General features: G+C 64.1%; 20 protein-coding genes. 2 read left to right on the top strand and 18 right to left on the bottom strand.

The genetic code is table 11. The features are described 5' to 3' along the window. Positions 1-750 (top strand): hypothetical protein (locus ACFCU0_RS14630; protein ID WP_434974422.1); only part of this gene is annotated, 750 nt, incomplete at its 5' end. Positions 751-866: 116 nt separating this feature from the next. Here ACFCU0_RS14630 and ACFCU0_RS14625 read toward each other — a convergent pair. The 18 genes from ACFCU0_RS14625 to ACFCU0_RS14540 form a co-directional block, all read right to left on the bottom strand. Beyond that, the gene (locus ACFCU0_RS14625; RefSeq protein ID WP_434974421.1) at positions 867-1889 is read right to left on the bottom strand and encodes an SPFH domain-containing protein; all 1023 of its coding nucleotides are present in this window, start codon (positions 1887-1889) and stop codon (positions 867-869) included. Between the two features lie 50 nt (positions 1890-1939). After that, positions 1940-2857: an SPFH domain-containing protein gene (locus ACFCU0_RS14620; RefSeq protein WP_434974420.1), complete on the bottom strand. Its 918-nt coding sequence runs from the start codon at positions 2855-2857 to the stop codon at positions 1940-1942. Between the two features lie 141 nt (positions 2858-2998). Then, positions 2999-3604, bottom strand: coding sequence for an NfeD family protein (locus tag ACFCU0_RS14615; protein WP_434974419.1), 606 nt, complete (start codon positions 3602-3604; stop codon positions 2999-3001). 107 nt (positions 3605-3711) lie between these two features. Then, complete coding sequence (locus ACFCU0_RS14610) at positions 3712-3906, bottom strand: hypothetical protein (RefSeq protein ID WP_434974418.1); 195 nt, start codon at positions 3904-3906, stop codon at positions 3712-3714. Continuing rightward, positions 3873-5774, bottom strand: a complete 1902-nt coding sequence (locus ACFCU0_RS14605; RefSeq protein ID WP_434974417.1) for a PKD domain-containing protein — start codon at positions 5772-5774, stop codon at positions 3873-3875. Before ACFCU0_RS14605 ends, ACFCU0_RS14610 begins: the two co-directional genes overlap by 34 nt. Before the next feature lie 27 nt (positions 5775-5801). Continuing rightward, the gene (locus tag ACFCU0_RS14600; protein WP_434974416.1) at positions 5802-6689 is read right to left on the bottom strand and encodes a CPBP family intramembrane glutamic endopeptidase; all 888 of its coding nucleotides are present in this window, start codon (positions 6687-6689) and stop codon (positions 5802-5804) included. 131 nt (positions 6690-6820) lie between these two features. Further along, positions 6821-8206, bottom strand: a complete 1386-nt coding sequence (locus ACFCU0_RS14595; RefSeq protein WP_434974415.1) for a type II secretion system protein GspD — start codon at positions 8204-8206, stop codon at positions 6821-6823. Between the two features lie 92 nt (positions 8207-8298). Next, positions 8299-9255 (bottom strand): hypothetical protein, encoded by a 957-nt coding sequence (locus ACFCU0_RS14590; RefSeq protein ID WP_434974414.1) that lies wholly within the window; start codon positions 9253-9255, stop codon positions 8299-8301. Between the two features lie 29 nt (positions 9256-9284). After that, the gene (locus tag ACFCU0_RS14585; RefSeq protein WP_434974413.1) at positions 9285-11105 is read right to left on the bottom strand and encodes a PilN domain-containing protein; all 1821 of its coding nucleotides are present in this window, start codon (positions 11103-11105) and stop codon (positions 9285-9287) included. Positions 11106-11146: 41 nt separating this feature from the next. Continuing rightward, a complete protein-coding gene (locus tag ACFCU0_RS14580; RefSeq protein WP_434974412.1) occupies positions 11147-12433 on the bottom strand; it encodes a type IV pilus twitching motility protein PilT in 1287 nt (428 codons plus the stop codon). A 323-nt stretch (positions 12434-12756) separates the two neighbouring features. Further along, positions 12757-14061, bottom strand: coding sequence for a hypothetical protein (locus tag ACFCU0_RS14575; RefSeq protein WP_434974411.1), 1305 nt, complete (start codon positions 14059-14061; stop codon positions 12757-12759). A 36-nt stretch (positions 14062-14097) separates the two neighbouring features. Further along, positions 14098-14721 carry a hypothetical protein gene (locus ACFCU0_RS14570; RefSeq protein WP_434974410.1) on the bottom strand — a complete coding sequence of 208 codons (624 nt, stop codon included), beginning with the start codon at positions 14719-14721 and terminating at the stop codon, positions 14098-14100. A gap of 58 nt (positions 14722-14779) precedes the next feature. After that, entirely contained in the window at positions 14780-15394 is a 615-nt protein-coding gene (locus ACFCU0_RS14565) for a hypothetical protein (protein ID WP_434974409.1), read from the bottom strand. 31 nt (positions 15395-15425) lie between these two features. Further along, positions 15426-17420, bottom strand: coding sequence for a GspE/PulE family protein (locus ACFCU0_RS14560; RefSeq protein ID WP_434974408.1), 1995 nt, complete (start codon positions 17418-17420; stop codon positions 15426-15428). Between the two features lie 43 nt (positions 17421-17463). Next, on the bottom strand, positions 17464-18822 hold the full coding sequence (locus ACFCU0_RS14555) for a type II secretion system F family protein (RefSeq protein WP_434974407.1): 1359 nt from the start codon (positions 18820-18822) through the stop codon (positions 17464-17466). A 151-nt stretch (positions 18823-18973) separates the two neighbouring features. Then, a complete protein-coding gene (locus ACFCU0_RS14550; RefSeq protein ID WP_434974406.1) occupies positions 18974-19432 on the bottom strand; it encodes a hypothetical protein in 459 nt (152 codons plus the stop codon). A gap of 384 nt (positions 19433-19816) precedes the next feature. After that, positions 19817-20017 carry a hypothetical protein gene (locus ACFCU0_RS14545; RefSeq protein WP_434974405.1) on the bottom strand — a complete coding sequence of 67 codons (201 nt, stop codon included), beginning with the start codon at positions 20015-20017 and terminating at the stop codon, positions 19817-19819. Between the two features lie 163 nt (positions 20018-20180). Continuing rightward, positions 20181-20891 carry a type 1 glutamine amidotransferase domain-containing protein gene (locus ACFCU0_RS14540; protein ID WP_434974404.1) on the bottom strand — a complete coding sequence of 237 codons (711 nt, stop codon included), beginning with the start codon at positions 20889-20891 and terminating at the stop codon, positions 20181-20183. A 232-nt stretch (positions 20892-21123) separates the two neighbouring features. Here ACFCU0_RS14540 and ACFCU0_RS14535 point away from each other — a divergent pair, with 232 nt between their 5' ends. After that, the gene (locus tag ACFCU0_RS14535; protein ID WP_434974403.1) at positions 21124-21708 is read left to right on the top strand and encodes a TetR/AcrR family transcriptional regulator; all 585 of its coding nucleotides are present in this window, start codon (positions 21124-21126) and stop codon (positions 21706-21708) included. Positions 21709-21786 lie beyond the last annotated feature (78 nt).

The raw sequence follows: 21786 nt of genomic DNA, 5'->3' as shown, positions 1-21786 counted from the left end.
GCCGCTTCCTCTTCACTTCAGAATGAGTTTGACATGGAACGATCCCGGACTTCATCCTCCTGTTCTGCTCCTGGTTGGCTTGTTGCCGTCGTATTGCTGGTCGTCGCTGGGTGCGACGGATCGGGCACCTCGAATCCAACGCCCTCTGCCACGTTTACGGCGTCGGTGTCCGGGGACACATCGGCGAGCCTGTCCGGCAGCGCCCAGGCCACGAACGTTGCCTCGGGGGCACTTTTCGGTGGAGCGATTCCCGTGCCACATGATGCTATCGATGATCTCCCGACCGGTCAATTCCCACAGGGTACGGTCATCGGCCTGGCAACCGCACCATCGTCGGGGACTCCCGTGAATCTTTCGGCTGGTACGACGATCACATTCTTTGTGCCGGGTGAGGGTGCGCCGTCTCGAGGAGAATACAGGTTGCTCGACCCACTGGCAACCGGTGTGCTCGGTACGCCGACGGTGCCTGTGCTCGCCACGTACGCTGAGATCCGAGGAAACTCGTTCCGTACCGCTCCGGCGACATCGGGGACGATAACGATCGACCGGGTGACGTCCGACGGTGTCTTCGGTTCGTTTCGGTTTGCGACGGATCAGGCTGTCACGGTCGACATGACGCAGCCGGTCGACACGACGGATCTTTCGGACCTTGAGTCGGAGCCGTTCACGACCACCATCGAAGGCTCGTTTGAGGCGGAACGCTTTGAAGCCGATGAGGACGAGGTGCCCACCTTCCGTGTCAGGCGCTGATCGCGCTGCGCCGGGATACGCGGGCAAACCACGTAAACACGTCAAAAAAAGGGCTCCGACGCAATGTCGAGAGCCCTTTTTTCGTCCGGCGTCGCCTGACGACGATGAACAAGCGATTATGCGTCGCTACTCGACCCGGTGGGCGACTCGCCCTGGGATCCGTCGCCGTGAGGGGACGGGGCACCGGCGGGGGCGCCATCGCCGGCGGTGTGGAGGGTGAAGTCGTCGAGCGCCAGTCCGCCGATGACCGAATCGTACCGCGTCAGGTCGGCCGGCAGCAGCACCTCGTTGTTCTCCTTGCCCAGCTTCGCGATCGTGTTGAGGTACTGCTCGGCAAGCCGGAGCTTGACGGCTTCCTCGCCGCCTGGTGCGGACACCGCCCGTGCCACCTCCTCGATCGCCTGTGCCGTAGCTTCGGCGATCGCTTCAATCTCCTCGGCGCGGCCTTCCGCCTCGTTGACGCGCCGCTGCATTTCCCCTTCCGACTGGTTGATCACTTCCTGCTTCACGCCCTCCGCGTCGTTCACGGTCGCGCTTTGCTCACCCTCGGAGCGGGCGACCACTGCACGGCGTTCGCGCTCCGCTGTCATCTGGCGTTCCATCGCCTTCTGCACCGTCCGTGGCGTGTCGATGTTCTTGATCTCGTACCGGTGCACCTTGATGCCCCAGGCTTCCTCGACCTCGCTGAGTACATCGACGACCGATCGGCTGATCAGCGCGCGCTCCTGGAAGGTGGTGTCGAGCTCCATCCGGCCGATGACCGACCGCGTCGTCGTCTGGGCCAGTTGGATCGCAGCGCGCCGGTAATTGGTGACGCCGTAGCTGGCGTTCTCCGGATTGCCGACACTCAGGTAAATGACGCCGTCCACGCGAACGCGGACGTTGTCCATCGTGAAGCAGTCCTGCGGCTCGACGGTAATCGCCTGTTCACGCAGGTCCTGCTTGTAAACGACGGCATCCACAAACGGAATCAGCGTGTGAAAGCCGGGCTGCAGGGTCTTGGTATACCGGCCCAGTCGCTCGACCACATAGGCGCTCTGCTGCGGGACGATGCGGATGGCACGGATGAATTTATAGATGGCGTAAACGGCAAGAAGGCCGAAGACGCCCATCGAGATTTCGTTCAGTAGTTCAATCATGGCTTTCGGAATCGGTCGTCAGGGGCGGAAAACGGAGAGAGGGACAGGGGTTACGAGCCGGACCGAACGCCGTCTGTGACCTTGGACGCCCCCTCGAAGAACGATTTGAGATTCGCGGCTTCGACGGGCAGAACGGACACGTTGGCACCGTCGATGACCGTTCCGAGACGATCAATGAACTGCTCGGTCAGCCGCATCTTGACGGCCAGGGAGCCGCCGGGTTGCGCAATCGCCTTGGCAACCCGCTCAATCCCGTGGGCAGAGGCGGTCGCGATCAACTCCATCTCCTTCGCCTCGCCCTTCGCCTCGTTGATCCGCTTCTGCCGCGTTCCCTCCGACCGGAGAATCGATGCCTGCCGATCGCCTTCAGACGTATTAATGCGAGCATCGCGCTCACCGGACGACGCGACGATCTCCGCCCGCTTCTCGCGCTCCGCTTCCATCTGCTGCTCCATCGTGAGCACGATGTCCTGCGACGGCTGGATGTCCTTGATCTCGTAGCGCATCACCTTGACGCCCCAAGGATTCGATGCCTTGTCGAGTTCCGCGACGATCGCGTCGTTCATGGCATCCCGCTCGGAGAAGGTGTCGTCGAGCGTGATCTTTCCGATCTCGCTTCGCATCGTCGTCTGCGCCAGATTGACCGCGGCGAGACGGTAATCGTTGATACCATAGCTGGCTTTCTCGGCGTCCATCACCTTGAGGTAGATGATGCCGTCGACGTCAACTTCGATGTTGTCTTTCGTAATGCACTTCTGGTGCGGGACGTCGAGGACCTGTTCGCGGATCTCCTGGCGGTAGGCCACGCGATCAATGAACGGCAGGACGAAGTGAAAGCCGGCATCCAGGGTTGCGTGGTACTTGCCGAGCCGTTCCAGAATCACCTCCTCGCGCGTTTGCACGATGATAAACGTATTCCAGATCACGAAAAGGGCCGCCAGAAGGGCGACCAGGCTGATAAACCACATAACGGTTGGCTGGAGGAATGAGACAATCGGAGTGAGAAACGGCGAGGGGTTCAAACCCTCCGGCGTCCGGGTACTCGGAAGCAGTACGACGCAGGGGAGGAAACCGTTACGGCGGACCCGGACCGCGCCGCTGTGCCTGCATCAGGAGCGTGATCGAGATCGCGAGGACGACGATTCCGACGGCCGCTCGCCGGGTTCATTTTCCGCATCCGTCGACGCAACGTCCTCAGGCGATATGCCATCCACGGCATCGGCACCGATCGCATCGGCGAGCTCCTGGTCAAGGTCGGCGTGATCCACGGGCTCTACGATCCACGTCAGGTTGTCCCGGTAGACGATGCGTGCTTCGGCTCCCTTCGGAAGCGCCCCTTCCATCGTCCGGGCGTCCCATGCGGCGCCGCGGAAGCGGACGCGCCCGGTCTTGTCTGGACTGATCGGCTCGATGACCGTCACGGTTTGGCCCATCGTTTCGGCGTCCTCATCTGTGATGCCGACCGTCGACTCGCCACCGAAGTATCGAAGCGCGAGAGGGCGCAGGGCAACGGTCAGCCCGGCCGAGATCAGCGTCCACGCCACGACGGCCGTGAACGGATCGATCAAAATGCCAAACAGCCGCAGGCCGGCGACCACGATGCCGCCCAGGCCCAGAAAGAGCGCGACACCACCGGGCACAAAGACCTCAATGAAGAGAAGCAGAAGGCCGCCGACGAAAAAGATCCACGTCAGAAGCGTCGGGTCGAGATCCATAAAGCGAACCCTTCAGGGCGAGACAAAAAAACACGGGCTCATCCTATACGGCACATCACGGCGAAAAGTTACGTCGACGTGTGTCTTCTTCCATGGGCGATGAGCTTTCAGTCCTGCTGTTGGTGAATGAGGTGAAGGATCACGCTGACAAGGTCGAACCGATCGACACGCGAGGCGCCGTATTGTTCTTCCAGGGCCCGCGTGACGGCTTCGGCGTCGTGACCCTGCCGGTGCAGGTCGATGATTTCCTCGAGGAGCTCTTCATCGCTCAGCGAAAACGGATCGGAGGTGCGTTTTGCCATGATTCCGGGTCGGGATAGGAGAAAGAATTGAGACCGGCGGACAGAAGGCGCGATGAGTTGGGCTTGACGAGGAGACGCAGTAAGTGACGCGCCATGTCGTCTTCGTATGGATAAAATGGACGCGGGGACCGCCATTCGCAACCCGCGCCTGCAGTCCGCACAGCGCGTTCGCCCTGAAAACCAATGTCAGGAAGCGACCCCGTCATCGCGCCTCGGTTCCCGTGCCGGAAGTTCGGCAGGCGTGTCCGAGGGTGGCATGTCGTTGAGGTCGTCCCAGCTCTGTCCGGGCACATTCCAGGCGGATGGATGCGGCCACGGTTCCGGCGGTGTGACCTCCACATCCTCCGGGACGACGACGTGGAACGCAGTGATCGGAAGGGGCTTCTCGCTGTCGTAATCGTCGGGCCAGGCCATGTCGACGCCCGCCGGCGGGGACAGTCGTTCGTGATCTGCCGTGTGCCCGTCGGCGGCTGGCGGAGCCGCCGGTTCCAGGGTGGGCGCTTCTGGGGTCGCCGGTTCTGGGGTCGCCGGTTCTGGACCATCCGCTCCTGGAGATTCAGTACCTGGCTCGGGCGATTCCGGGAACCGGCCTGCGTCAGCGCCGTCGGCGGTCCCGGCCGGGGATGCGCGGTCCACCGATGCGGTGCTGCTGTCTCCGTCCTCGTCGTCCGCGACAGGAGGGGGAGGCGCCGGTTTCGGAGGGGGGGTGCTGCCGTTGCTGGACTGGGAAGCCGCCGCCGCCCGATCCGGAGACCGATCGGCGGCAGTGCTTTTTTTGGCAGAGGCGGTCGTGGAAGCGGTCGCCCGGCCGATCGGCGGCCGTAGAGGATGAGCGACACGATGCCCGTTGCCGAGGCGACGGCAAGACCTGCCATGAACCAGACCCAGGAGGGCAGGCCCGGCGAAGGCATCTTCGGGATGGGTCGGCTCATGTTGGGCAACGCGGACGGCGTGACAGGTCCGCCCGCTACGGGCCCGGTGTCGGCGATCGCATCGGGGAGCTCGTCCGCGTCAGGGGATGTCGACCGGATGTCGGCAATGGTCGGCTCCGGGAGATGGTCGAGCCACGTCCGGTCCTCGGGGTCGAGCCGTCGGAGAGCGTCCGGAAAGGCCGCCATCGCGAGTCGAATGCCCTCGGGCGAGAACGCGTGGAGCTGGAGGTTTGTCTCGTCGACCTTGAGCATGGACCGGGCGATCAACGCCTGCCCGATGGTGTTGAAGTGGCCGGCGATGAGGCGGTAGACGGGGCTGCCCCGCCCGGTCGTGTCGGCCATGACTTCCACCCGCAGTCCCTGCAGCCGGTACTTGAGCCGCTTTCGGTGAAGGCGCTCGTTCCACAGGTCGGACGCCAGCACCCACGTGTAGCCATCCGATGCGGGAACGATGGGGTGGCGGCTGAAGAGGGATTTCCGCACGTCCCGCCGTGAAATGCGCTGCGACGGCGGCTCGGCTGCGGGCGCGGTGCGTTCGGCGGTCGTAGCACCCCGCGTTGATTGCGCCTCGCTCGGTGGATCGGGGATGGCGGTGACAGCCGGAGCCGGCGAGACGCGTACCGTCGTGGACATCGTGTCGCGCCCCGCCGTGTTGTAGGCGATGACCCTCACCGTGTAGGTGCCGGGCAAGGCATATCGGTGGGCGACGAGACTGCCCTCCGATGCGATGCCGTCCCCGAAGTCCCACAGAAATCCGATCGGTCGCGTCGACCGGTCCGACACCCGCGCCCGGTAGTTCGCTACAGTTCCGGCAAACAGAGAGCGCGGCCCGTGCAGTTCGAGGACCTGCACGGGTTCGGCATCCTGCGCGCGGACCGCCGGCACGGCGAGCCCGGTCAGGACGATCAGGAGGATCGGGAGGGACAGTCGGGTCATTACGTCAGCAGCGTGGTGCAGCGGGCGTCACCCGGTCGGCGGCTTCGCCGACGGGGACGACGGGGTGGACGGCGGCAGGACCCGGCGGAGAAACGGGATCGCGAGGGTTAGCAGCATGCCCAGAATCAAAACGACGAGCGAGGGATCGAGGGGACTGAGGTAGAAGGAAAGCGGTTGATTGAGGACGGCGTGGAGGCCGATCACCAGCCACAGGTTGGCGGTGCGAAGGTAGAGTACGGAGAAGAAGACACCCACCAGTGCTGCCATTGTCACGTAGGAAGCAATCTCGCCGACGGAGAGCTCTGCCGCGACGCCCGCCGGGATGTGGTTGACGCCGAACAGCACCTGCGAGATGCAAAGGGCGACGAAAAGGCGTCGACCGGATCCACGAAGTCCCCATCCGCGAGCGTGGTAATATAGTTGGGGAAGAAGAAAGCCACGATACATCACCTCCTCTACACCCGCTGCGATAAATAGCCCGGGTAGCGGTCGTCCAATGGCTTCCGATGTCATCGGGTACATCCAGACGGGATTCAGGATCGCAGGCGTGTTCGTAACGACGGACAGCGCGTGCATGACCAGTTGCGTCAATCCCCAGAGTACGAGGGTGGCGAGAACGGCGACGGCGATGCCCCGTCGGTGCAGGCCCAGGTCGCCAAGGCGTAACCCCCCAAGGACGACCATGCATCCGGCGATCAGGACCGCGAACTCCAGCGCGTTGGTCACGAGCACGTGGGTCGCCACGCCGGCCGTTGCCTCCGTCATTGGTCGGCTGACGAACATCTGGAAGTCCGGGGCGAAGAACAGGGCCGTCAGTGCCGAATGGATCACGACCACCGCCAGAATCAGGACGCCAGATGCGGGTCGCACCGTACGCAGCGGTCGCGCCCGGGTCAGCGACGGAACGAGCGTCATCGGCAGGGCCTGGTTGTGGCGTGGCAAGAATCATCGGGACAGCCGGGCGGTGCGCGCTTCGGCGGACGGGCGACGGCTTCATGATCGAACCCATCGCCAGGCAGCCAGGCCGGCGTGCACCTGTGCGAGGTTCAGTTGTCGACCTTGCCCGGGAGAACGGCATCCGGGCCGAGGCGCCGGTTGATTTCTCCGTCGAACCGTCGAATGCGCTCCTGAACTTCTTTGCGTCGCTGCTCAAGCAACTGGTCCGGCAGCGACTTCCGTGCGCGCTCGGGGATGGGGTCGAGGACCTGTGCCTGTAGTACGATGACGAGCTCTCGCCGCGCGATCGTCTTCTGCTCTCGGCCGAATACGTAGCGAAGGCCGAAGAACCACGGCGGTAGATCCTTCAGGAGCGGGATGCCGCGTCGTGTTGTCGTGATGTCCGACGAGTAGAGCCCGCCGATCACCGTTTGCTCCCCGTCGAGCAGCAGCACCTGGGTGTCCGCGGTGTTTCGGTCGACGGCAATGCTCGCCCCGAACGGGCGTCCGCTGGAGCGTTCCACGTTTACGTCAAGGTGCACGAAGGTGATTTCGGGGGAACCCGCGGTGTCGGCCAGGGCTTCCGAGATCAGGGTCGGTGTAACGTCCACGATGATGCCGGTGGAGATAAACTGTGTGATGGTGTTGCCAGCAAAGTCACGCACCTGAATCGGAATGTCGGAGCCGATCTGGATGCGCCCCTGCTCCCGGCTCTGAACGGCGACGGAGGGTTGGGCGAGGGTTTGGCCGATCCCATCGTCCTCGAGGGCGCGGAAGAACCGGGCCAGTTCCCCGAAGTCGATTTCGTCCGGTGTGCTGAGTGCATCCTCACGGAAGAAGTCCCCGACGGCGCCGCCGAGATCTTTTGGGCGGAGCTTGAAGCGGGGGCCCTGGTCGTCGCCCTGCTGATTGCCCTGCTGACCGGTCTGCTGGCCGATGAAGACGCTCCAGTCGAGCCCCAGTTCGCGCACTCTGGACAGGTTGACCTCAAAGAGCAGGGCGCTGATGATGACCTCGGGGGTTTCGAGTGTTGCCGGGAGCGGATCGACTGCAGGCGCCGACGGCATCGGCCCCTGTTGCTGGACCATGGCCGGGTCTTCCATCGTCATGCCTTCCTGTACGATAAAATAGCGTTCCGTCTCGCGGAAGCTGAGACCTTTCGCCTCCAGGACCAGCTCGAAGGCGTCGAAGAATTGCATGCGCGTGACGGACACCCCGATGGGTTCAGACCGCGACTCCGGATCGATTACCTGCTTGCCGGTGACGTTCACAAACAGCGGATTCAGAAACTCGACGAACTGGTCGAACGGCGTCGTCGGGAGGAATGAGACGAGCTGTTCGGGAGGAATGTAGGTGCGGAGCTGGCGCCGGCTAGGCTCCTGCGCCATCGCCGGGGCCAGGGAGGAACACAGCAGAGCGGCGAGCACGGCGGCGACGACCGCAGAGCGGCCGGCGAACGAAAGCCGGGGAAGGCGCAGGGCGTACGAAGAAATCATAGGGGCGGTTGATAGCGAGCGGAAGGGAGACAGACGCCCACGTCGGCCCCGGTTCAATACGGGAGGGGAGCGGACGGCGACAGCAGTGCGCGTCAGGGTTGGCCGGTTTCGACCGGTACGAGCTGAGCGTTCCCCTCCGCCTGCCGGTACGTCGGACGGGTGCTTTCCATCTGAATATCCACGATCTCCGTCTTGCCGTCGATCGTCAGGCTGGCGCGCACGACGACGTTCAGCGGGTCGATACGAACAATTGTGCCATAGGCGACGGAGGAGCCTTCGTACACGATGAACTGCGTATTGCCGTCCTGGAAAATCGCGCGCGATCCGGCGATGGAGACCAGGCTGGCGTGACGGATGTCGACCTGTCCGGCTGTGCCCGGACCGCTGGCGCGGACGCGTTCGCGGACGAGTGGGTAGAACGAGTTGTGCGGCACGTCGCGCTCCGGTAGGACGTCTTCGGGTGCGGTGGCAAGCAGGTCGCGATCCGCGCTGAGCCCGTCCAGCCCGCCGAAGAACACGTCGAGCAGCAGGGAGAAGCGGACCCTCTCCTGGCCGCGAGTGCCGCTTTTCCCGTCGACGACGGTGATTCGGCCCATCTCCAGGTCGCGGATGCGATAGAAGTCGGGCCGGTTCTCGATCTGCCAGATGAAGTCGTAGATCGCTGCGTAGGACCCGGTGCCGTCCACCGTGAATGAATAGTGGTCCACATCGGGCGAGGACTCGACGTCGTCGAGGCGAACGTCGAACGCTTCGAATCCGGAGGGCGTGAGCTCTTCCAGGTACTCGATTACGTCAGAGGTGGACAGCGAGGCCGGGATGTAGCGGTACCGCGAGTTCCAGCGTCGCACGGTTGCATCGGCCCGGTCGGAGGATTGCTCGGCTTCGGCCAGCAGCTGTGCGACCTGTGCGTGCTGCAGACGGGCGACGCGGTCCACATCTCGCAGATGCTGCAGCGTGGCGGGCTGGTGGATCTCCGTCACGTAGTATCCCGCGCCGGAGACGGCGAGGGCGACGCAGAGGAGAAGAAGCGTGTTGAGATGGGTTTTCATTGGATCCCAGGGTCGGTGCGAGGGGCGCGTCAGGGCGCGTCCGGAGCGGTTTCGAGGTCCGCGTCGAGGATCGCCTCCCCGGTGATCGAGCGTGCCGCCTCGGCGTCGAGATTTCGTTCTCGGAGAGCGAGCGCGGCGTCCGGCATTGAGATGTCGCGCGGAATCGTGATTTCGAACGGGTAGACGCGAGAATCGTCGATGTCGGCGTACATCACCTCGTGTACGACGCCGTCCAGGTTGCGCGCCAGGGTCGCGACGCGGTTGCGGTCCATCGCGTTGCCCCGGAGCGTGATCTGGTCGGGTGACAGCGACCACTCCTCGAACCAGATGCCTTCGATCGCATCCGTCTGCCGTGCGGTTCGGGCGATGGTCGTGCTCCATTCGGTGCTGCCCAGCAACAGGGAGTCGAGCACCTCGAGCGATCGGGCGTACTGTGCATGCACCGCGTTGAGACTGTCCACGCGCTGCTGGAGGTCGGCCGGAGAAATGTCGGGCAGCGCGACCGGGTTGGCCTGAATCCGTGTTTGAAGCTGGGCGATTTCGGTCTGCTGTCCCACATAACGCCACACGAAGAAGAGCGTCGAGGCCACGATCACGAGGAGCATGGCGACCGTGTGCCACGCGAAGAACGGAAGGGGGCGCGCGGTGTGCTGGACGGATCGGTCGAGCAGGTTGAGGTCGTCCTCGAGCGGCTCATCAAGGACGCGAAGTGCGGCAGCCAGGGCGGGGCCGGACTCCGGCGTCAGGGTATGCAGCACGTCCTCCGCGGCGCCGACGTTTTCCTTCAGCAGGAGTTCGTGCAGGCGTCCGACGGCGGCGTCCGGGTAGTACTGTCGGAAGCTGGTGACGAGCCGCTCGTCGCGGGGGCCGCCGATGAGCACGACGGCGTCGATCCGTTCGATCTGCTGTTCGTCCTGGTAGAGCAGCACGCGCGAGGCGATGGTGTCCGGCGCATCATAGGAGGTGACCGACCGCGGGTGTTCGACGTGACGGAGGGCCGAGCCCCGCATGAAGAGAATGAGCGTGTCCTCTGCGCCGACGCGGATGACGGCGGTGGTGTGGTCGGACTCCGGGACGAGGTAGCGCCGTACGACGTCGACGTGGATCGCCACTTCGGCGTCCATGCGGCGCGCCGATAGGGGCACATCGCGGTTCGGCCCGAAGCCGGTCTGGACCGTCGGGGTGACGCTGTCGCGATGCGTGGGAACGAGCGCGAGGTGCCGGGCGGTGCCGCTGGCGGCCGGCGTCATCGGGAGGAAGCGCACGCGACGGGCGTCAAAGCCGCCCTTGTAGACGGATCGAAGAGCCGCCATTCGAGGCCCGCCCGGCGCGGACCGTCCGAATGGCAGATAGGGTTTGACCGTCTTCAGCCATCCTTTGGTCTCGTTGTCGGCGAGGTGGCCCGCGAGTTCGACGTGGGCGACGTCCGGCGGTCCGGCGACGAAGACGACGTCCGGGTTCGGGCAGCCAATCTCCTTGCATTCGGCGAGAATCTCCCGGAGGGGGGCGGCGAAGAGGCGGGGGCCTCCGTTGCTTGCTCCCGCTCCGTCGCCGGAGATGGTATCGCGCCCGGCGGCCCCGAGCGGGTCGAGCGTTGCGTCGAAAGGCAGGTCGTCCGATACCGCCGACGCACCGACCTGAAGCGTGAAGTCGGCGTCCTCGGTGCCTTTCAGTCCGGGCAGGCTCGATGCGTAATCGCTGGCGAGCGACGGCTCGCCGACGCGCGGCCGGGGTCGTGCGAACCGTCGGACGATGACGGGATGCCCCTCCACCGCGCGGAGCAACACCGCTTCAATGGTGTGCGGCGTAAGCGAGACGCCGAGGACGGACGAGGAGTCGGGTGCAGACATCGAGAGTACCGGATTCGGGCGGAAGAAGCGGAGGCGAGGCGTCAAGACCTCAGCAGGTGGAGGAGGCGGCGTTTGTTATTGGCGTAGCTCAGAGCGGTGTCCGTGGCCACCTCCCCGCGCCGGACGAGGCGAGCGAGGCTCTGCTCAAGCGTAATCATCCCCTGGTCCTGCCCCTGCCAGATCATCTGGTAGATTTCGGGCACGTTGCCGTTTTTGACGGCAGCCCGAGAGGCCGGCGTCATCCAGAGAACCTCCTTGGCGAGCGTTCGGCCGCCGCCGATCGAGGGAAGCAGTTTTTGCGATACGACGCATCGCAACACGTCCGCGAGGCGGTTTCGGATGCGGTGCTGTTCGTCGGACGGATACTCGGCGACGATCCGGTCGATCGTTTCGATCGCACTCCCGGTGTGAAGCGTCGAGAACACCTTGTGCCCGGTGTCGGCCATCTCCATGGCGGTAGAGATCGTTTCCGAGTCCCTCATTTCTCCGACGATGACAATGTCCGGGTCTTGCCGAAGACCCTGGACCATGCCGTCGACGAAGCTCTGGACGTCCGTGCCCACCTCGCGGTGGCGGATGATGCACTTTTTCGATGTATGAATGAACTCCAGCGGCTGTGCAACGATCAGGATGTGCGCCGCCGTGTCCTCGTTGTTGGCGTCCACGATCGCGTCCAGCGTGGTGCTTTTGCCGGAGCCGGTCACGCCGGTGAAGAGCGTCAGCCCGTCGCGCACGTACCGGAACAGAAAGCCGCGCTCGACGAGCGGGTGAAAGCCGAGCGATCGAAGCGGCCGGGGCTTCCACGCCAGCAGCCGCATGCCGAGGGCCACGTGCTGGTTGTCGAAGTAGACCGTGGCGCGAAACCGGCGTTCGGGCTCGTCGGGATGCACCGCAAGGCTGTGGCCGAAGTCGACGCTGAAGCGGTGCAGCAACGCGTCGCGCTGGTGGTCGGCCAAAATGCTGAGGAGCCACACGTCCGTGGCCGCAAGGTCGAACGTGCCCATGTCCGGGTACGGCCGTTTGCAGCCGTCGACGCGAAACCAGACCTGATGCGCCGCCGCGGGGCCCCCGAGGTCGAGGTCGGATGCGTTCAGCCCTACCATCCGTGCCGCGAGCGCGTCGAGGTCGTCCTTCGCCTTTCTCCGATCCGTGTCCGGCAACCGGTCGAGGCGGCGGCTGAGCCAGCGGATCCGCCGCAGCCCGGACAGATCCTCTGGGGCTGACCGCGCCAGCTCCACGAACGAATCCGGAACGTGAATCGCGGTCGATCCTGCATGAGTGGGCGGCGCCGTCTCGCTACTCGAAACGGGCGGCGGGGAAGCATTCACAGCGAGGGTGCGAAAAGAAGAGTCAAGAGAACGCCCCCATGGTTGAACAGGACGTGTCCAAGTATCGCATCCGCGGGGCTCAAGGCGTCAATCCGGAAACGAAAAATCGATGCGCCGAACCCCCGCATCCGTGTAAACGAAATGGCCAGTCGTATGTCGCTTCCGGCGCAGGGGATTCATCCAGAGGCTGAGGTCAGGTTGAAGGGGATTGGGGATTGGGAATTGCGAATGACGAATTGGGATCTGCGAATAGGGAATTGGGAATGAGGAATTGCGAATGACGAATTCCAGAACCCGGAACTCGGAACTGTGAACCTTGAGCTTTAAGGCAGATACTCCTCGTCCCATTCGGCGTAGCCGATGAGCACCGGGCCGATGGGGTCGTCGTTGCGGTAGCCGGGGGTTGTGATCAGGGTCGAGGGGGCGGCGTACGTCAGCGTGAAATCTCCGAGGCCTTCGAAGCGCGCCTCCGGGGTCAAAACGTTGCCGTAAAAGTCCGGCGTCCCGTAGAACGTCACGTCGCCGTTGGCCCAGATGCTGCCGATGACCCGGTCGTTGCCGCGAATGTGGGCTTCGCCCGCCGTCCGCAGCATGAGCTGTGTCTGATCGTCCGCGTTGATCTCCCCTGCAATGTCGTCTTCGAGCAGGAGGCCGGCGCCGGGAGCCGCATCGGGCGTTCCGTTGATCGTACGGTAGCCATCCGCGTACAGGACGACGTTCCCCTGCACCTGCACGTTGGTCATGTCGATGTTACCCGCGACCCACCAGACGAAGGCCTGCGTGTCCCCGAGGACCGGGTTGCCGTCCTGCCAGCACACACTCGGCGGGATGCGGCCGTCGGTGCAGAAGCCACCCGGCCCGTAGATCTCGTCCTGGATGTTGAGGACCGCGGTCGGAAAGCCCGGGTCCGGTTCCAGAACGAGATCCGGCCAGTTGTCGGTGTCCACCCAGTGAACGTCCGCATCGTTGCTGTCGAGACGTGCGTCCGGGAGGGTGATTTCCGGAACCTGGAGGACGTTGCTTTCCGGGCCGTTGTAGTCGACCCTCGGCTGGAAATTGTCGGGCTGGCTGGTGCTGCTCGCATTGGCGTAGGTGCCATAGCCCTCGACAATGAACGAGTTGCCGTTCGTCCGGAGCTCGTCATTCGTGTGGATGTTGGCGTTTATCCCGGGGTCGAGGGTTGTGATCGTGATGTTTCCCCGAACCTGGAGGAGGTCCTCCGTCAGGATGACGGAGCGAAAGGCCGGCGGGACGCCGCCGAGGTCCTGGGCGCGCTCGTACCGGGCGTCGATACGGATGGAATCCGGGCCAAAGATGCCGAGCACGTACACGTCGACCGTGTCGGCCTGGCCGGCCACTGTCTGGACGTCGACCTCGTACGCTCCATCGCCGTAGGGCGTCCGGCCCAGATCGTACGCATTGTGCCCGCTCCACGGGGTGTGGGCATTTCGGGCGAGGCTGGCTACGGTGCGGCGGAGCCCGGCGAGGGCCGCGTCCCTAGCCAGCTCCTTGTACTGGTAGCGCTGTAGCGCGTCATCCGCGTCTCGCGTATTCGACTCCACGTTCAACGTGTACATCGAACCCGTGAGGAAGGCGCCGAGCACCAGGAAGAGGACGATCCGTTCCATGACGAGAGAAAAAGGTGACGGTGGTAGGGAAGACGCCTATCGGTGGATGGTTAGAGCGCGGGGCCGAAAGGTACTGGACCAGCGCGTTTCCCCGACCGTCCGGCTGCGCCCGAGAGGAGAGATGGCGCGGACTTCGACAAAGACCTGTTCGGTCTGGTCGAGGTTGGTAATGGCGTTGCCCGGTGACTCCAGCAGGTTGAACGTCAGCTTCGTCAGGATGCCGTTGCTCTCGCCGTCCACGCTCCCGTCCACGATCCGCTGGAAGGTGTACAGGGGACGCTGCGTGCCATCCGACAGCTGGATGCTGTCTTCGACGGCCCATTCGTATCGGATAACGCTCGGCGCCGTGCCCCGCTGTCGTGGCGCGTAGAAGCGGAAGGTGTGCGGCACATTCGTCGTGTCCGGCGCGCTCTGGATGCCGAACGCAGCGCCGCCCGGAAGGCCGAACGCGGTGAGGGCCGAGTTCGAGGGGTGCTGGCCGCCGAGGTTTTTCATGTCGCTCTCGATCATCTCGATAACGTTTACGGCCGCCGTTTTTACGGATCGGTACTGCGTGCTATCGATCGACACCTCCTGCGATCGAAACTGAACGGCGAAAAGGGTCACCGCGACGAAGGAGGCGACGGCAAACGCCGATATGTATTCAATCCAGGTGCTCATGTCGCAGTCTCATAGAGGCCGGCTGAAAGGGCGGGTTGGGCGAAGCGGTCTACGGGGGTCACGTGCCAGTCACGCGATCATACATGAATGCGCGGGAGAGCACCACCTCAAGCGGGCTGCCGCCGATTTCGTAGTCTGCCGACGTGATCGTCAGCGTCAGTCGTTTCGCGAACGTCGGAGAGGACGACACGACGGTCGGGTCGGTCGGGAGAACGTACTCCACGGCGAAAGCGACGTCGTATGTGAGGCCGTCTCGTTCCATTTCGATCGACAGGCCGTGCAGGTCGTCGACGTCATCGCAGGTGAGAGGGCGCGCGGTATTCTGTAGCCGGCGCTGCCCCATGTTCGTATCCTGCGCATAAATCGCATCGGTGCAGCCGCCCCAGCCGTCGACGGTAGCCCCCGGCACGGCGCTCGTTGCGGTCAGAAGGTTCGTCTGATGCGCCTCGATCAGCGGAAAGATGGGGGGCTGAATGGCCGACCGGGACTCGTCGACCGCGTGGTCGAACCAGTAGCCGGCGGCGTGATCGAAGACCTCGTCGGCCACGCCTGTGACCTGCGTCATGATTTCATTGCTGAGAATGCGCTGCTCAGCATGGGTGGCCGTGCGCATCGAGTTTAGCGCGAGCACGCCGACGAGCATCAGTGCGATGAGGGAGTACAGAAGGTGCATGGCGGCTTCGGGGAGAGGTGACGGTCGCCGGTCATTCGCTGGCGACGACGCGAATCATTTCGTCGACGGAGGTTTCGCCGCGCTTCACCACCTCGCGGGCGCTGGCCTGAAGCGTCATCATGCCCTGCCGGATTGCGAGGCTGCGAATGCCGTCTTCGTCGATCGAGTCGCCGGCGTCGACGATCTGGTGGCGGATGTCCCGGCTGAAGTACAAGGCTTCGGCGATGGCCTGGCGACCTTTGTAGCTCTGACCGGAGCACGTCCGGCAGGACGACTCGTGGCCCGGCCGGTAGAGGGTAATGGCATCGATCTCCTCATCCGTGAAGCCGAGTTCCTGAAGCAGCACCGGGTCGGGATCCGGGTCGACGTCCCGGCACGTCGGGCACAGCTTCCGGAGAAGTCGTTGCGCGACGACGAGGTTGATGGCATACCCGATCAGAAACGGCTCGATGCCCATCTTGAACAGGCGGCTGACCGCGCTCGGGGCGTCGTTCGTGTGAAGGGTTGAAAACGTGAGGTGGCCGGTGTTGGCGAGCTTGATCGCGAGCTCGGCGGTGGGACGATCGCGCATCTCCCCGACCATCACCACATCCGGGTCGTGGCGCAGGATGGACCGCAGCGCCCCCTCAAGGTTGAGCCGCGGCCCCAGCTTGATCTGTCGTGCTCCCTGGATGATATACTCGACCGGGTCTTCGATCGTCAGCACGTTCCGCTGCGGGCTGATGACGCCGTGGAGTGCTGCCGCGAGAGTCGTGCTCTTCCCCGATCCCGTCGGCCCGGTCATGATGACCATGCCATGGGGCTGGTTGATCGCTCTTTCGAAGCGCTTGAGGGCGACCGGGTGGAGATTGATCGCGGACAGATCCGTGAACACTTTCGAGTCGTCCAGAATCCGGATGACGATGCTTTCGGACTTGACCTCTCGGTCCGAGGTCGCAATCGGTAGAATCGACACGCGGAACCGGATCAGCTTGTCGTCGACCGTGCGCTGAATGTACCCGTCCTGGGCGGCGTCGCGGTCGAACCGGTCGACGTTCATGCACCGGTCCTTGACCACGGCGAGCATGGATTCGGGGTGGACCTTGTCCTGCGTGTGCCACAGCGTGAGGACGCCGTCCACGCGCATGTGGAATTCGGTCTGGCGCCGCTCGTTGGGAAAGATGTGGATGTCGGACGCGCCGCCACGAACGCCCTCGACCAGCGTGGCTTCAAACAGGTTGATGAGGGCGGAGCGGTTGATCTCGGCTTCGAGCTCGTCCTCGTCGACGAGGCGCGATCCGCGTTCCTGGTAGCTTGCGCCGAGGTCGAAGGCCTGCGCGTCTTCATCCGCCTGAATTCGTTCGAGGTACTCGTTGCGGCGGGGGAAGAGCTCGTCCAGCAGCGTGGCCACGTCGGTCTCCGCGGCGTACCGAAGCTCAAAGTGCTGAATGCCGATGTCCTGCAGGAGGTGAAAGACCTCCGGCTTCATCGGGTCGTGCGTGGCGAAGATCAGCTTTCGGATGCCGCGGCGTGAATCAGCCTCGTACCGGACGGGCAGGAGGCGAAAGGCGAGCATTCGGTCCTGATGGTCGCCGTCGAGGCTTTCGACGATATGGCGCACGAAGTCGATGTCGATGTCGTCGCCGGTGCCAACGGGTTCGGCGGCGAATGCGTACGTCGACGCCGCTTCCGCGAAGACAGCCTCCCGGTCCACGCGTGGGTGACGGGCGAGAACCCGCCACAGCATCTCGGTCTCCTGCTGCCGTTCCCAGAGATCGACGGCCTCGCGGGCGTGCACGACACTGATCGCGCCGTCCGACACAAGGCGCATCACGACGCGGTCTCTGAGTGCTCCGTCAGGTAGCCGGGGCCGGTCCCTGGGCGATGCGGTCGCAGTGGCATCGCCAGTGGGGGACTCGACGGGGGAAGCCATGGCCGGGTCGGCAGGGGGTAGAGCGGGGTCGGCGGATCCCTCGATGTCAGCCGCATCCCCGTTCGCCTTCGCGACGTCAAGGATCGTGTTCAGTCGGTACTTGGGTGCATCCATGGCGGTGGAAACGGTCGTGCAAAGGCGGGAGTCGGACGCGGTGTCATCGGTTCATCATGATGTCCGAGCTGCTCGGCTGGATGAGCGCCGACTCCGCGGAGATGATGGTCAGCAGTGCGACCATGAGCGAAATCACGATGGCGACGCCGGTTTTGATCGTTTCCACGGTCTGCGCGAGCTTCAGCGATGTTTCCTTTTCGTAGAAATCGGCCATCTCTTCCGCACTCTCCCGCACGGCGCCGGTCTCGGAGCCGGAGCGGAAGCGGGCAATCGTCATCCGCGTAAACACGTCCGAGGCCTGCATGGCTTCGATCAGGTCGGTGCCACGTGCCATCATCATCGGCACCGTAATCGTCTTGATCTGGTGCTCGATGTAGGTGTTGCCGGTGGCCTCGGCGGCAATGTTCATCACCTCCTCGTTCTCGCCGGCCCCGCTGTAGAGCACGGCAAACACACGACAAAAGACCTCCAGGTTGAGCTTGTGCAGAAGCGACCCGAGGATCGGGATCTGGAGCATGTGCTTGTGGATGAGAAAGCGCCCGCGCGTAGTCTGCGACCAGGCCACAGCGGCCACCGCGAGGATAGCCAGCACACCCGATACCCACAGCCAGTTTGCATCCATCCAGCCGGCGAACGAGAGGGATGCCTGCGTGAGCGGGGGAAGCGTGACGTTGTAATTGGCGAATAGGCCCGCGTACGACGGAATGATGTACCATACGTACCAGACGAAGGCCGCTATCGTCGCAAGAAGCGTGATCGCCGGCGTGATGAGGGCGCTGCGGACGTTCTTTTGAAACTCGTCCTTGCGCTCGAGATACCGGGCGGTCGACTCGAACATGTCCGCCATGTTGCCGCTCGATGCGGCAAGGCCGAGCATGTAGGCCGTGAATTTCCCCAGTACGTGCTGGTGCTTCATGAACGCGTTCTGCGCGTTCATCCCGCTTTTCAGGTCGGTCTGCAGGTCGCGCATCATCTGCCGGAGCGGCTTGCTGGACGAGTCCGCCGCCAGGAGCGTCAGGATCTCGTCGAACGGGAGTTGCCGGCGCAGCATGTTGGCCGCCAGACGCACGAACATAACGATGTCGGTGCTCGACGGCTTTCGCTGCAGGTCCAGCAGCTTCCGCTCGACCTTTATCACCTCCAGCCCCATCCGCTCGAGCGCCGTTCGGACTTCGTCCGCGCTGTAGGCTTTCTGCTCGCCCCGGGCGAGACTGCCGGAAGCGTTTCTCACTTTGTAAAGAAAGGTGCGACGCTGCCGGACCTCGTCTGTCCGAAATCGATGCTTCTCCGAGAGGTCCTCGATCCGCTTCGTGGCGGCGCGCCGACTTGGCGCGAAGACGGTCCCGCGGACGGGCTCGCCCATCGTGTTGACGCCGCTAAATCGATATTCGCGAACGGGCATGACGGAGGTGCAGATAAAGCAAGGAGCGGAGCGCGATCAGGGGGCTGCCTCCACGGCGCGGCCCCGCCTCGGGGTGGATCCCGGACGGGGTTCACAGGGAACTGCCGCGTACCGACGGTTTCGCGCTCCGCTGCGGAAGGCCAGCGCGACGTTAGGGAGTGGTTGCCGCACACGCCGGGGCCGTGGCGCCGGACGACTGCGCGCCCACCTGCATGATGGCGCCAATGATATCGGTGTCGCGCAGGCCGCAGACGCGAACCTGCACCTCCTGATCTACCGTCCCATCCCCGTCCGCATCATGCGTCCCCGTTATCAGCCCCCCGGAGAGCGTAAACGTACCGTTCAGGTTCTCGTAGTTGCCGCTCGTGAGAGGGTAGCCGATGTCCGCAAGTGTAGCGGCCGTCCAGTCCTCGCCGTCCCCTGCGCCGCCGAACGGGGCGGGTTTCTGCACCCAGGCCTGAATGTCGCTTGCCATCCTCACGGCGTCCTGCATCAGGGCGTCGGCGTTGGACTTGGCGGAGTTCTCAGAAAAGGCGCGGATGCCGACGACGGTAGCAAGGCCGACGATCACGGTTGCAAGTACGAGAAGAATCAGTTGCTGCTGTCCCATGGTGGTGTGATGCTATACGTGGATCTTGGGGGCGTGAAGGCGCTGAAACGGAGCGAATGGCGTCGGGGCGCTGCCGTGGTAAGCGGTGCCCGCGAGTCCCCGGACGAGGGAAAGCTGTCTCGGCAGCGCGGGCACCATGGTACAGTGAGGGGATCACGCCGCCAAGCACAATTGGCGATCTCGCCGACGTAAGTATCGCGCTTCCCCCCATCTCCGTTGACGCACGAAGGCTCGTATAATCTGCGTTCACGGCTCATCCTGCGGCGCGCCGGGGTGCGCCACCCGCTCGAGCGGTAGAAGGGGGAAATGGACGGAGTGGAGCCAAAAGCGGGTTCGTTTTGCCCCGAATGGGCAAGGGGAAAGCGAAAACCGCTGTAGCGATAGCTATCGGATGAGGCTGCATGCGCCGGTGGCGCCCCGCAAGGCGGGCGGAACGAAGGAGAGACGATGGGCCGCTCCGCCGGTTGGACGTGCGATGCCTTTCGTCCCGAAGGCGAAGATTGTGGGTTCGGTCCCGCCGGCCGAGCGGCGCAGGCGATTGCGGCCCGGATCGGCTGGCACCCACCCCGAAGGAGATGGAACCATGGGTGCGAAGCGGGTCGCGGGAGCAGGTCCCCGGTCGGGTTGAGCCCTCGCAAATGATGGGTCGCCGCAAACGAAACGCCCCGACCGTACCTTTCGGCGGTCGGGGCGCAGGCGTGGTGCTAAGCGGTTCGTCGTGCGAGGCGTAGCGGCCGGGCCGGCGAGGTCAGTTCGACGTCACGCCGAGAAGTTCGAGCAGGGCGTGTGCTGCCGGGGCGGACGATGCCGGGTTCTGCCCGGTCACGAGGTTGTCGTCCATGATGACGAACGACTCCCAGTTTTTGCCGTGTTCGAACCCTGCAGCGACTTCTCGAAGCTCATCGGCCAGGGAGAACGGCACGACGTCGGCGAGGCCCACGGCCGCCTCCTCTGTGTTGGTGAATGCCGTAAGAGTCTTGTCGCCGAGGTACTTTCGCGCATCCTGTGGGGGAAGGCTGGTGAAGACGGCCGGACCGTGACAGACGGCCCCGACGGGCTTTCCGTCGTCGAAGAAGCGCGACAGAAGCTTCGCCGCCGTCTCACTGGTCGCGAGGTCCCACATCGGCCCGTGTCCGCCGGGGAAGAACACGGCGTCGTATTCTGCCGGGTCAATGTCGGACAGTTGCGTCGTGCTGTCCAGGCGGCTCTGCGCCTCAGAGTCGGACTTGAACCGCTCCGTGGCCTCGGTTCGCGCGTCGTTCTCATCCGACGATGGATCAAGCGGCGGGCGTCCTCCGGCCGGTGACGCGAGCGTCACGTCCGCGCCTGCGTCAACGAACGCATAGTACGGTGCAGCGAGTTCTTCAAGCCAGAACCCGGTCTTGTTGCCGGTGTCGCCGAGTTCTTCGTGCGACGTGAGAACCATCAGGATGGACGGGGTTGACGATGATGTGCTCATGGAGCGTCCTCGTTTGAAAACAGGAAAGGAAAGTCGATCGGCTGGACCGATGCAAGCAAGTCGATTCTGGAATGAATGGTATGGAACGACCGTTTCGTCCCGCCGGTACGCATACGGCAAAACAGACCGGGATGTCTGGAATGTTCATATGGGCCGTCGACCCGCCGTCGTGCGCGACGAGGTCGGTCCCCGGTGTGTCCGATGTCGTCCCTTCAGTAACCCTCTCGTTCTCATGCCCCGGACCAAAGAGTTCGATCCCGACGCCGCGCTCGATCGTGCGATGCGTCAGTTCTGGGAAGAAGGGTACGAGCGAACGAGCGTTCAGGATCTCGTAGAGGCCACGGGCCTGAGCCGGTCCAGCCTCTACGAGACCTTCGGTAGCAAGCACGACCTGTATCTGGCCGCCCTGGACCGGTACAGGAATCGCGAAACGCGCGAGCTGGTGGAGCGCCTCGACGACGGTTCGTCGCCGCTCGCATGCATTCGGCGGGTGTTCGAGGAGGCCGGCGTCGCCTGTGCGGACGACGAGGGACGGGGCTGCTTCGTCGTCAATGCCACGGTCGAGCGCGCGCGATGCGACGAGGAAATCGGCCGGCGCACGGCGGCAAGTCTTCAGGGGATGGAAAATGCGTTCGCCATGGCGGTACGCCGCGGGCAGACCGCCGGGGAAATTGACGACGTCCTGGATCCGGTTGCGGCCGGGCGCTTTCTGGCCAACGCCTACCGAGGGATCCACGTGACATCACAGCTTCGACCGGATCAGGCCGTGCTCGAGGATGTCATCGATCAGACCCTCTCGGTGCTCGTGGAACCCTGAGGCCGGATGGTCCACCGGCAATCTCGCCGAAAGACAACACCGTTACGCCGCTTTCTGGAACGATCGTTCTGCAACAGG

Origin of the sequence: Longibacter sp., from assembly GCF_051155795.1 — a bacterium.
Classification (GTDB): domain Bacteria; phylum Bacteroidota; class Rhodothermia; order Rhodothermales; family Salinibacteraceae; genus Longibacter.
The sequence above is the reverse complement of the archived record's forward strand: the minus strand, read 5'-3'. Positions and strand labels throughout refer to the sequence as shown.